General features: G+C 48.6%; 8 protein-coding genes. 3 read left to right on the forward strand and 5 right to left on the reverse strand.

Annotation, left to right across the window (positions count from 1 at the left end):
- Positions 1-149: 149 nt before the first annotated feature.
- From narJ to H8K36_RS07255, 3 genes are all read right to left on the reverse strand, one after another.
- A complete protein-coding gene (gene narJ / locus H8K36_RS07245) occupies positions 150-836 on the reverse strand; it encodes a nitrate reductase molybdenum cofactor assembly chaperone (protein WP_186914379.1) in 687 nt (228 codons plus the stop codon).
- Between the two features lie 149 nt (positions 837-985).
- Positions 986-2,539, reverse strand: coding sequence for a nitrate reductase subunit beta (narH, locus tag H8K36_RS07250; protein ID WP_186914377.1), 1,554 nt, complete (start codon positions 2,537-2,539; stop codon positions 986-988).
- On the reverse strand, positions 2,536-6,264 hold the full coding sequence (locus H8K36_RS07255) for a nitrate reductase subunit alpha (protein WP_186914375.1): 3,729 nt from the start codon (positions 6,262-6,264) through the stop codon (positions 2,536-2,538). The genes narH and H8K36_RS07255 overlap by 4 nt, the downstream gene beginning before the upstream one ends.
- Positions 6,265-6,513: 249 nt before the next feature.
- Here H8K36_RS07255 and H8K36_RS07260 point away from each other — a divergent pair, with 249 nt between their 5' ends.
- The gene (locus tag H8K36_RS07260; protein ID WP_186914373.1) at positions 6,514-6,933 is read left to right on the forward strand and encodes a bacteriohemerythrin; all 420 of its coding nucleotides are present in this window, start codon (positions 6,514-6,516) and stop codon (positions 6,931-6,933) included.
- 274 nt (positions 6,934-7,207) lie between these two features.
- Here H8K36_RS07260 and H8K36_RS07265 read toward each other — a convergent pair whose 3' ends face one another.
- Positions 7,208-8,464, reverse strand: coding sequence for an MFS transporter (locus H8K36_RS07265; RefSeq protein ID WP_186914371.1), 1,257 nt, complete (start codon positions 8,462-8,464; stop codon positions 7,208-7,210).
- Positions 8,465-8,787: 323 nt separating this feature from the next.
- Between H8K36_RS07265 and H8K36_RS07270 the strand changes: the two genes are divergently transcribed.
- Complete coding sequence (locus H8K36_RS07270) at positions 8,788-9,003, forward strand: DUF3079 domain-containing protein (protein WP_186914369.1); 216 nt, start codon at positions 8,788-8,790, stop codon at positions 9,001-9,003.
- Between the two features lie 194 nt (positions 9,004-9,197).
- Complete coding sequence (locus H8K36_RS07275; RefSeq protein WP_186914367.1) at positions 9,198-10,412, forward strand: HPP family protein; 1,215 nt, start codon at positions 9,198-9,200, stop codon at positions 10,410-10,412.
- Positions 10,413-10,480: 68 nt separating this feature from the next.
- Here H8K36_RS07275 and H8K36_RS07280 read toward each other — a convergent pair whose 3' ends face one another.
- Positions 10,481-12,469 carry a sigma-54-dependent Fis family transcriptional regulator gene (locus tag H8K36_RS07280; RefSeq protein ID WP_186914366.1) on the reverse strand — a complete coding sequence of 663 codons (1,989 nt, stop codon included), beginning with the start codon at positions 12,467-12,469 and terminating at the stop codon, positions 10,481-10,483.
- Between the last annotated feature and the right edge of the window lie 131 nt (positions 12,470-12,600).

Below are 12,600 nucleotides of genomic sequence, written 5' to 3' on the forward strand. Positions count from 1 at the left end.
AAATTAATGTCGCTTTTAATGCTGCATCGCCTACAGCAAATATTTCTAAACCTGATGTTGTCGCTCCTACGCATGCAGAAGCCCAGTATCTTTCGTATTACAATCAACAATTAAGACACTCGATTCCTGCATTGACGGGAATCACAAGCCTAAGACCGCAATTCAGAACCACCCAGCTTCGCTTCACGCGGATAAAAGTTCACTGCCTGCACGCCAGTGCCAGCACCACTCGAGGAACAAGACGCTCCCGGCTTCAACAAAGGCTCAACGCCATCTGCACCAGGGCCAAATGTTTCCATCGCATCATCCATATCACGCACTGGGGACTCACCCTGTTCTTGCGGTACGACATCAGTGAACGAAGTCAACACCAAAAGTGCATTGGCATACGGACTTTCTTTGCGCTGCAACCGAACACCGATCGCCGCTAAAACATGAATCGCTTCGCCAAGCAAGCGTTCTGCAACCTCATCGTCGACCAAACTCAAAAATTCCAAGAACAAAGGAACATAGTCTGGCAATTCACTGATCTCTGGTTCGAATCCGAAACGACGATACTCTTCAATCAAATCGACCATGGCCTGTCCACGATCACGGCTCTCGCCATGAATGTGTTCGAACAAATGCAAAGCGACGGAGGGTGTGCGATCGAAAGTGCCGACGTAGTTCTCTTGCACTTCAATCAGACTATGCGACTGCAAATAGTCGAGCAAAGGCTGTAAGGCTTGTAGACTTTCCTGGTCGTCTGCTAACGCAGCACGAATCTCTGGCAAGGCCTCGATCAAATCTGCTTGCGGATAGCTTAGCAGTGCCGACAGGATGCGATACATTTGCATACGATTTCCTTTTTTTTAAAACATCTCAACACAGAGGCTTTTTTGTAGAGCCGGTGAAACCCGTACTGTCCCAATTAAGTTCGTGCGGCGCGGGTTTCACCCGCCCTACATTTTTGAATATCTTTTCTTCCGATTGCGGGAGAAGGGAGTTACTCAGTGGTCGATAACTTCTTGCGTGACTTCGGCATATCCACAAAAATCACACTACCCTGCGGCTTCTTACCAAACAAAGAACCATCGGAGGTGCCGCCGGAGCAGCCGTTGCCGAACGTGAAGCCACAACTGCCTTTTTCGTTGAAACTATCTTCCACCATTTCTTTGTGCGAGGAAGGAATCACGAATCGATCTTCGTAGTTGGCAATCGCCATCGTTTGATACATGTCTTCGACTTGTGCCGCAGTCAGACCAACCTGCTTCAGCACCGCCTCGTCGAATTCGCCATGCACTACTTCGGAACGTTTGTAGGCACGCATCGCCAACATTTTTTCAAGTGCTTGCAAGACAGGCTCTTCTTTTCCTGCTGTTAGTAAATTCGCCAAATAACGCACTGGAATACGCAAAGACTTCACGTCTGGAATAATACCGTTCATGCCCATATGACCTGCTTCTGCCGCTTTTTGAATTGGCGACAGCGGAGGCACATACCAAACCATAGGCAATGTGCGATATTCTGGATGCAGTGGGAAAGCAATCTTCCATTCCATCGCCATTTTGTAGACTGGCGATTTCTGTGCAGACTCAATCCAGCTCTCTGGAATGCCATGCTTGCGCGCTTCAGCGATGACTGCAGGATCATGCGGGTCTAAGAAGCAATCTAACTGCGCCTGATACAAGTCTTGCTCATTTGGTGTCGATGCCGCTGCTTCGATTTTATCGGCGTCATACAGCAAGACGCCGAGGTAACGGATGCGACCTACGCACGTCTCGGAGCACACGGTCGGTTGACCTGCTTCGATACGTGGATAACAGAAGGTACATTTCTCTGCTTTGCCTGAACTCCAATTGTAATAAATCTTTTTGTAAGGGCAACCAGAGATACACATACGCCAACCGCGGCACTTGTCTTGATCGACCAATACAATACCGTCATCTTCACGTTTGTAGATCGAGCCCGATGGGCAAGAAGCTACGCAAGCTGGATTCAAGCAGTGTTCGCACAGACGTGGCAAATACATCATGAAAGTCGATTCGAAAGTGCTATACATTTCCTTTTGTATGCCTTCGAACAGCTGATCACGACTACGTGAACTAAATTCACCACCTAAGTCATCTTCCCAGTTCGGGCCCCAAACAATCTTGTCCATTTTTTTGCCAGTGAAGACAGAGACGGGACGAGCGGTCGGTGGTGTTTGCGACAATGGTGCGTTTTGCAAACGCTCGTAGTCAAAGGTAAATGGCTCGTAGTAGTCGTCGATCTGTGGCAGGTTTGGATTAGCGAAAATATTCGCCAAGATACGCAGTTTTCCACCTTGTTTCGGTTCCAACTTACCGGCAGCATTGCGCTGCCAACCGCCCTTCCACTTCTGTTGATTTTCCCACTCTTTTGGATAGCCAATACCTGGTTTTGTTTCAACGTTATTGAACCAAGCGTATTCCACACCATCGCGACTGGTCCACACGTTCTTACAAGTAACCGAGCAAGTATGACAACCGATACATTTGTCGAGGTTCAACACCATGCCTACTTGTGCGCGAATTTTCATGATGCGGACTCCTCTTCCAATTTGCCTTCTAACCAATCCACTTTTTTCATCTTACGTAAGACCACAAACTCATCACGATTGCTACCGACGGTGCCGTAGTAGTTAAAGCCGTAAGCTTGCTGGGCATAACCACCAATCATATGCGTGGGTTTCAGAACCGCCCGTGTGACGGAGTTATGGATACCGCCGCGCATACCTGAGAGTTCTGCGCCCGGCGTGTTTACGATCTTCTCTTGAGCGTGATACATCAAGCACATGCCTTTTGGCACACGTTGACTAACAACGACACGGGCCGTCAAAGTACCGTTGCTATTAAAAACCTCAACCCAATCGTTATCGACCAAACCTGCTTCTTTGGCTTCGATCTCGGACACCCACACGTGAGGACCACCACGAGACAAAGTCAACATGCGCAAGTTGTCAGAGTAAGTCGAGTGGATACCCCATTTTTGATGTGGTGTAATCCAGTTCAAGACAATTTCTTTCTCACCGTTCGGTGCCTTATTCAGCATCGGTGCCACAGTCTTCGTATCGATCGCCGGTTTATAAACACACAAACCTTCACCAAAATCGAGCATCCAACGATGGTCTTGATAGAACTGCTGACGACCAGTGAGTGTGCGCCATGGAATCAATTCGTGGACGTTGGTGTAGCCCGCGTTGTAGCTGACTTCTTCTGATTCCAAGCCTGACCAGGTTGGTGCGGAAATAATCTTGCGTGGCTGCGCCTGTACATCACGGAAACGAATCTTGTCATGTTCACGTCCGACTGCTAAATGCGTATGATTACGCCCGGTAATTTTTGACAGTGCATCCCAGGCTTTGACCGAAACGTGACCATTCGTTTCTGGTGCAAAGGTCAAGATCATTTCGCACGCGTCGATCGCTGTTTCTAAACGCGGACGACCTTTTGACACACCGTCTTCGGTGACCACTTTGGTGATGCCACCAATCTCATGCACTTCATGCTCAGTGTTCCAATTGATGCCTTTACCACCATTACCCAACTTGTCTAATAATGGCCCGATCGAGGTAAACTTTTTGTAAATTTCCCTATAATTGCGTTCGACTACGACGAAATTAGGGGCAGTCTTTCCAGGGATGAGATCGCATTCACCTTTCTTCCAATCTTTGGGCTCGAAAGCTTGGCCGAGTTCACCTGGTGTATCGTGCATTAATGGCTGCAGAACGATGTCTTTGCGCGTGCCGAGATAGTCACCGCCAATTTCAGTGAACTTCTTAGCGATACCTTTGTAGATCTCCCAGTCCGTTTTACTTTCCCACAGCGGCTGCACCGCTTCACTCAAGGGATGAATGAAAGGATGCATGTCGGAAGTATTCAGATCATCCTTCTCGTACCAGGTTGCTGTCGGCAAGACAATGTCGCCATACAAGCAAGTGGTACTCATACGGAAATCAAGCACCGTCAACAAGTCCAATTTACCCTCAGCCGCTACTTCGCGGAATTTCACTTCCGATGGTTTGACGGCATCTTCAGGATCATCAAACAAGGCGTTCTGTGTGCCGAGTAAATACTTCAGGAAGTACTCATGACCTTTACCAGAACTACCGAGAATATTCGAACGCCACACAAACATATTGCGTGGGAAATTCTTAGGATTATCTGGATCATCGCAGCTCATATTGACTGCGCCTGTTTTTAAGCTCTGCTTCAGATATTCGGCAGGTTCCAAACCTGCAGCCGCTGCTGCATCACACACATCAAGCGGATTAGTTTCTAACTGCGGTGCCGATGGCAACCAACCCATGCGTTCCGACTTGGCATTCATATCGATCATGCTCATATGACTGACTTTGGATCTATCCGCAGTCGGTGCGAGAATTTCATCGATATGCAATTTCTCATGACGCCACTGACTTGTATGCGCATAAAAGAAACTAGTGCCGTTCATTTGACGCGGTGGGCGGGTCCAGTCAGACGCAAACGCGAGTGGAGCCCAACCGAATTGCGGACGCAGCTTTTCTTGACCAACGTAATGTGCCCAACCGCCACCAGATTGACCTACACAACCGCACATCATCAACATATTGATGATGCCGCGATAAATCATGTCGTTGTGGTACCAGTGATTCAAAGCAGCACCGACGATGACCATGCTCTTACCATGTGTATCGTGTGCGTTTTGGGCGAATTCACGTGCTACTTGAATCACCAATTCGCGTTTTACACTAGTGTGTTTCTCTTGCCATGCTGGTGTGTAAGGCACATCGTCGTCATAAGAACTAGCGACTGCACCACCCAAACCTTGATCGACGCCATAATTCGCCATCGACAAATCGTACACGGTGGCGACCAAGGCAGTAGAGCCATCAGCCAAAGCGACGCGGCGCACTGGCACATTTCGCTGCACCATATCATTGGCATCGGTACCACCAAAGTAATTGAAGCCAACACTGACGACGTCGTCATGCCCACTCACTAAACTCAAAACGGGATCGATTTCACGTCCAGAACCGCCATCTTTCGCTTCCAAGTTCCAACGTCCGACTTTCGCACCATCATTGACTGTACCCTCGCCCCAGCGGAATCCGATCGAACCATTCGGCGCGACAATTTCATTGGTCGCGCTATCGATAGCAACTGTTTTCCAGTCAGGATTATTGGCTTCGTTCAAATTTCCTGGCAATTGTGAGGCACGCAGGAAATGATCTGGTACATAACTGCCATTACGCTCAACCAAGCGCACCAACATAGGGAAATCAGTATATTGCTTGACGTAGCTGCGGAAGTACTCCGACTTACCACCTAGGTGGAATTCTTTCAAAATCACGTGGCCCATGGCCATCGCCAAAGCGGCGTCGGTGCCTTGTTTAGGTGCCATCCAGATGTCGCCGAATTTCACCATCTCACCAAAGTCTGAAGACACGGCAACGGTCTTTGTTCCTTTGTAGCGCACCTCGGTATAGAAGTGGGCGTCAGGAGTGCGGGTTTGTGGAACGTTTGAACCCCATACCATCAAGTAGGTGGAGTTATACCAATCAGCGGATTCTGGTACGTCGGTTTGTTCACCCCAAATTTGCGGGCTCGCTGGCGGTAAGTCACAGTACCAATCATAGAATGACAAACAAGCGCCACCGATTAAAGAAAGGTAACGTGCCCCAGCAGCGTAGGACACCATCGACATCGCAGGAATCGGCGAGAAACCAATCACGCGGTCTGGTCCAAACTTTTTCACGGTGAAAGCGTTCGCCGCTGCGATAATCTCTTGCGCGGTATCCCAATCTGCGCGTACAAAACCACCGAGGCCACGCACCGATTTATAACGCTTCGCTTTAACCGGATCTTGACTGATCGATTCCCATGCCTGAATCGGCCCCATCGTCTTGCGCGCCTCTTGCCACATTTCCATCAAGCGGCCACGAATCATCGGATATTTCACACGCTGAGCTGAATACACATACCAGCTGTACGAGGCCCCACGTGGACAACCGCGCGGTTCATGATTTGGCAGATCTGGACGGGTACGAGGGTAATCGGTCTGCTGAGTCTCCCAAGTGATCAACCCGTTCTTGACATACACTTTCCACGAACAAGAGCCCGTGCAGTTCACACCATGTGTCGAACGCACGATCTTGTCGTGTTGCCAGCGACTGCGATACGCGTTCTCCCATTGTCTGTCTTCATCAACTACAGCACCATGACCATTGGAATAGGTGGATTTCACCTTGGACATGAACTTCAAGCGATCTAAAAAATGACTCATCTCAAGCTCCTTAATATGTGAACCTGAGCAAGGGTTCACGCCAGTCTGATACGAGGAGATATTAAAGATTCATCGACCATTCGGACATTCTTCGTTGAGGTGGCGAAGAGATCGCATTCGCACTATGAATAAATAGTTCTTTCGAACTAGAGACATCAAAATCAACACAAATAGAGGACTCAATGTGCAGTTTTGAACTACACTCGCTAAGAAGAATGTGCGAGAGACAAATTGTTATGGAGATTCGGAATGCCTTACTTCCAATGGGATCGGTCGCTCAGTGTAGGCGAAGCCGCGCTAGATAATGATCATAAAAGCTTAATTGAATTGATTAACGAACTGCACGGCGCCGCCAATGCCAATCAAGATACGGATATTTTGGAAGAGATACTTCAGCGGCTACTGATCTACACTAGTGAGCATTTTGCGCGTGAAGAAAAAATGATGGAAGAGTATCAATTTCTAGAACTGGCCAGTCACAAAAAGCAACACAGAAAGCTCATCGAGCGCGTGCTCACTTTGCAAAAGGCGCTCGCTGAGAATCGCGCCTATGTCGCACAAGAGACCGCGGAATTATTGAGGTTTTGGCTCACTTCGCACATTCACGTCGCTGATAAAGCACTTGCCAAGGCAATTCAATCGTCCCATGAAGTCTCTATCAAAAGCTAAAAGCTTGTCCCACTTCACGCTTTGTGTAACAGAAAGACTAATCACCGCCTCCATACATCCTCAGCCTTAAATCGGCAGCGCGGCATTGTTTCATGCGCACGCCACCAACGACTAAAAGTGATCATTCATTTGGAATGATCACTCTTGCGGGAATAAACCGATCACCATCTTGTCATAGGCAATAGACGCCGTCGTCATGTACAAGATGTCGCCACTCGGTTTTAATGACATCGTCCTTACTTACTGAGCATCCAAGAATCATTGCTGCATTTACCTAAGCTGGCACCTGACCAGCCCCTACAGAAGGCGCCTTAACACTCACTTCAGCGCGAAACTGGAAGTGCATCCAAACAAGGGACACACACACTGTTCCATACAACAGCATAAAGCATGAGCTGCGCACTCCCGTCAAATCAGCCACTATCCCGAATAGTATCGGCAAAATAAAACCGCCCAATCCTCCTGCCAAACCAACAACCCCAGAGACCGCACCAATATTCGTACTATATTCGTCTGAGATAAATTTGAAGACAGAGGCTTTGCCAATCGCCATCGCCAATCCGACGATGAATAAAAGTGTTGTGAACACAAAGGGTGTCAAACCGATAAAGAAATCCTTACTGCCATTGATGGTCTTGATCGTAAAGTTTGTTTGCGGATAAGAGAGCAAAAAGAATGCAACCCAACACACCCACATCACCCACCAAGTCACTTTATAGGCTCCATATTTGTCCGCAAGCCAGCCACCAAGCGCACGCAGTACACCGCCAGGCAAGGAGAAACAGGCTGCTAATAACGCTGCACTCTTAATGTCAAAGCCATATTCCGTGACATAGTACTTCACCATCCACAAGCTCAAACCTACATAGCCGCCGAAGACAACGGAATAGTATTGGCAGTAACGCCATACTTTAGGATCTTTTAGCATTTTCAACTGATCGATAAACTTTACATTTGATTTCACGTTATGGCTTGGATCTGTGGCAGAAAATAACCAGAAAATGAATGCCGCTACCAACATCATCACAGCGTACACTTTAGGCACCAAGGTCCAACCCGCTGCTGCGATCAACACTGGCGCAATGAATTTGTTCACGGCGGCACCTGAGTTGCCGGCACCAAAAATTCCCATCGCCAAACCTTGCCTATCTTTCTTAAACCATCTTGCGACATAAGGTGTACCGACCGAAAACGATCCACCGGCTAAACCGACGAATAGTCCGAGTACTAAGAAGTGCCAATACTCAGTTGCATATGAAATGAGATAGATAGGCAGCACAGTCGACAACATCAATAAGAATAAAACGATTCTTCCACCAAAGCGATCGGTCCATATTCCAAGCGGAACCCGAATCAAAGAGCCCGTCAGGACGGGCATAGCCGTCAATATCCCGAACTCTGTTTCGTTCAAATGTAGGGCACTCTTAATCGGAATACCGATCACGCCAAACATCATCCAAATCGTAAAGCATACGGTGAACGCCAACGTACTCGATGCAAGTACGGATGCCGCCTTTCTTGAATTACTCATGACAACTCCCAATGTTCGCTATAGTAAGAACATTCTAGGCTTCGAACTAAGAGATCAAAATTCTTCTATTGGGTGAGCTGGGTCACCCGATTGGCGTTGAGAATAGGCTGAAGGAACTAGTTAAACCTATGCAAACACATGCACAAACCGATCGATCGAGCATAGGCTAGGAGAAAAACGACTCGATCGCTTTTTTGATAAGCCTAAGATCGACATCCAGCATCGCGGCAGGTACTCATATTGAACTTGAGTCAGATCATAAAAACGAATTCTTTCTTTCCGATTTCTTGCTTTGCCTCGTACCGCTAGTACATGATGGCGAGATGAACGCCAAGACATTTCCGCTCGCACCTTCACACCCAGAGCGGCTGTGCTGGGGCTGCGATCGTTATTGCAAGTGGAATGCACTTGCCTGCGGCAATGGTGCCGACCGCACCCCTCACCCTGTCGAACTATTTGGTAGCAATTGGACGATCCCCCTCAACTCAACATTGGTCGATCGTTCTGGCCGCCCGGCAGATACAGAAAACGCCGAATGAACTGCAACAGAGGGCAACCGTATAGCATCTGAACAGCGTTCCGAATCAAGCCACCGCCGGTCGATGTCAATTCTTCGTAGTGAACTCTATTTTCCTTGATTTCGGACAAGATTCTTATTTGTAAGAAGTGCGAAATCATGAAACATTGCATGTCTCTCAGACAGAATGCTAGCCTCGTCCTAGCGTGACTTCGCGTGAACAGCAGTTTCTATATTTCAGACCTCAAATTGCTGGTTCGAAGCCTTGTTCCACCGCGCAATTCTTTGAGTCAAAAAGAACGATGGCTCGCAGCGCTAGGGGCACTGCTGGGTTTGAGTTTGGCGGCGTGGACGAGCTATCTGATTTTTGGCAACAGCAGTTCACTTCCACTATTGGTGGCGCCCATGGGTGCCAGCGCAGTACTGATCTTTGCTGTGCCATCAAGCCCGCTAGCACAACCATGGCCAGCATTGTTCGGGAATTGTATTTCAGCAGCTGTCGGACTCACCTGCGCATTCCTCATGGAGCGCAGTCCTGCTGTGGCAGTGCTCGCGGTTGCCCTCGCTGTGCTCGCAATGATCGCCACTCGCAGCCTACACCCGCCGGGCGGAGCAATCGCATTGCTTTCAGTGCTTGGTGGCGCTCCAATTAAACACCTAGGGTGGAGCTTTATCTGGGCACCTGTCGCATTACAAACCACGTCTTTGATTTTGGTGGCGGTGGCATTTCACCGCATGCGAAAAGTGTCCTACCCGCAAACAGTGAAAATAAATGAAAATCTGCATCGTACTGGCGATACTCAAATCAGTACTCGGCTTGGGGTTACTGATGCAGACCTTGATGCGGTCCTGTTGCAGCATGGTAAGCTGCTGGATATTAGTCGTAGTGATTTAAAAAACCTTATCACCAAAACCGAAATACAGGCACACCGCCGTCGACATGGAACAGCGAGCTGCGGTGACATCATGTCGCGGCATCTAATCACAGTCACATTTGAAACAGATCTCAAGCAGTGTTGGCAATTGCTACGCACTCACAAAATAAAGTCCATTCCCGTCATTGACGAAACCCGAAAAGTGATCGGCACCATTAGTTTGATTGACTTTCTCAAACATGCTGGTTTAGATATCTATCATGACTTTGATTTGCGATTACGCCATTTTCTCGATGGTGCGCAAGAGCTAACAGGGAGCCAAGCACAAGTCGTAGGACACATCATGAACACGAGCGTCAGCACCTGTTATGTTGAGTCCGATGTCCTAGAGCTCGTTGTTCTGTTTACCGACCTTGGTCTACACTCTGTTCCTATCTTGGATAATCAGAAACAACTGCAGGGAATAGTCACGCAGTCCGATTTGCTATTTGCGCTGTATCGCATGCAAATTGATAGGCCTATTTTCCATGTTCAAGATCCTACAAAAATAAGATAGTAGAAATCCATGAGTCAATTTCAGTCCAGTAGGAATCGAGACGAATGTTGAAGACACAGCAGCCTCAACTAGCCCTGCCGTTCCTGCATTTTCCTATACATGGTCTGGCGACTGATTCCCAGTCTGCGGGCCGCGGCGGATACATTGCCATTGGTAGCGACCAGCGCTTGTTCTATCATTTGTAGTGACAAGGCACGAAGGTTGTGGATTGCTTGCTCGCCCTCCTCTGCTTCGAATAGCGCTGGCGTAGTCGAGCTGCTTGCACTTTGCAGTTCCCCTTTCAGCTCCTGCTTTTCGCAAACCGATTGCCCACTTACTTGTCGACCCAAATCTTGTAAGAGATCGCCAGCCAAATGCTGCCAGTCAATGCAAGTTTCATCGTGTTCTAACAAAGCAACTGCGGTGCGCAAACAATGATGGAGTTGGCGTAGATTGCCTGGCCATGCAAATTGGCGCAAGGCTCCCATTAACTCTGGCGCAATGTAGAGCTGCTGATGTGGCGCGAGTTCACGCAGAATTCGTGAGCAAAGAGGGGCAAAATCACTACGCTCACGGAGCGACGGTAATGCTAGCTGCAAGCCATTAATGCGGTAGAACAAATCCTCACGGAATAAACCTTGACTTACCCGTTGCTTAAGCGGCCGATGAGTCGCACAAATCAGATTGAAGTCGACAGCGATCGCAGTACTACTTCCTAGCGGGGTAATTTGGCGTTCTTGCAGAACACGTAACAAGCGTGTTTGCAAAGCCAGCGGCATATCTCCAATTTCATCCAAAAACAGTGTGCCGCAATGCGCTTCGCGAATGCGCCCTTGTGAACCCTGACGGCTGGCGCCTGTAAATGCACCAGCGACATAACCGAATAATTCGGCCTCAATTAAATGTTCCGGAATGGCGGCGCAATTGACGGCCACAAAATTGCGATCAGCGCGAACGGAGCCATTATGCACTGCGTTTGCAAAAACTTCTTTGCCAACCCCAGATTCACCTACGACCAACAAAGGAATGCCTTTATCGATCACACGACAAGCTTTGTCCAACGCGCTTTGCCACTGCTGATCGACAGTGGTGGACGGTGTCTTCGCTTGGCGCGATGCAAAACTATGTACGGTTTGAAACCGATGCATCAAGGAATTGGGATGGATTTGCGCGAACAAGTCTAGACTGCGCTTAGTGCGCAATGCGGTGCTCGACGATGCTTGACGCAGTTGCTGTGTCAACATCTGTTCGAAACTCGATTCAAACAACTGCGACCAATGTACGGCACGCATATCAGCATATTGTAATTGCAGCAAACTCAGTGCTTTGCGGTTTGCACCAACCAGATACCCATCTTCAGAAAACGCTAGCACCGCTTGCGCCACCGACCCGATACCTTCAGCGCGAGTATGCAATTGCAGTAAAACTTGATGCTGACCCGAGCTCAACACCATACTATTTTCAATCATCTGGGCAGCAGTCGAGACTAAACCCAAAGTATGTGGATGACGGCTACGATGGTCACCCGAAATATCGAGGATGCCCATCAATTGTCCTTGCGCTGATAAGATAGGTGCCGCCGCGCAAGTGAGAAATTCATTCGGTTCGAGATAATGTTCCGCGCCGTGAATTTCTATTTCATTACACTCGGCCAAGGCAGTACCAATGGCATTGGTACCACGTTGATTTTCAGCCCATGAAGCTCCACATTTGAGCGCGACGCGGTCCGCCTTACTCAAGAAATCTAAATCGCCAAGGGTGTGCATCAAGACACCTTGTGCATCGGCCAAAATCACCATGCTATGGCTATGCTTGACCTGTTCAAAAAGATATTCAATGACAGGCTCGGAATGACTAATCAAGTCATGATTAAAATCTCGAGCATGCAGTAAGTTCGATGCGCTGAGATTATCTTCGCATTCTGTTTGGCCTCGAGGCGACAGGCCAGCAAGAAAACTACGTTGCCAGGATTGGGCGACGCGACGATCGATATCAGCGCGTGGGTCTATACCCTGCTCAATCATTTGCAAACGGGCCTGCTTTAGATGCGGTGCGGGTAAGATAGCGTGGTGGCGCATAGTGTCTCCTTCGCTCGCACAATTGGACTATTGTGTCTCTGATAGGGATGCGCGAGCTGTCTTGTATGCCTTACTATAACCGAAACTCTCCTGCATTTTTCAGCGTTCCGCAGACTAAATGTGACAGGTTT

This window comes from Affinundibacterium nitidum (assembly GCF_014284155.1).
Lineage (GTDB): Bacteria > Pseudomonadota > Gammaproteobacteria > Burkholderiales > Burkholderiaceae_D > Undibacterium > Undibacterium nitidum.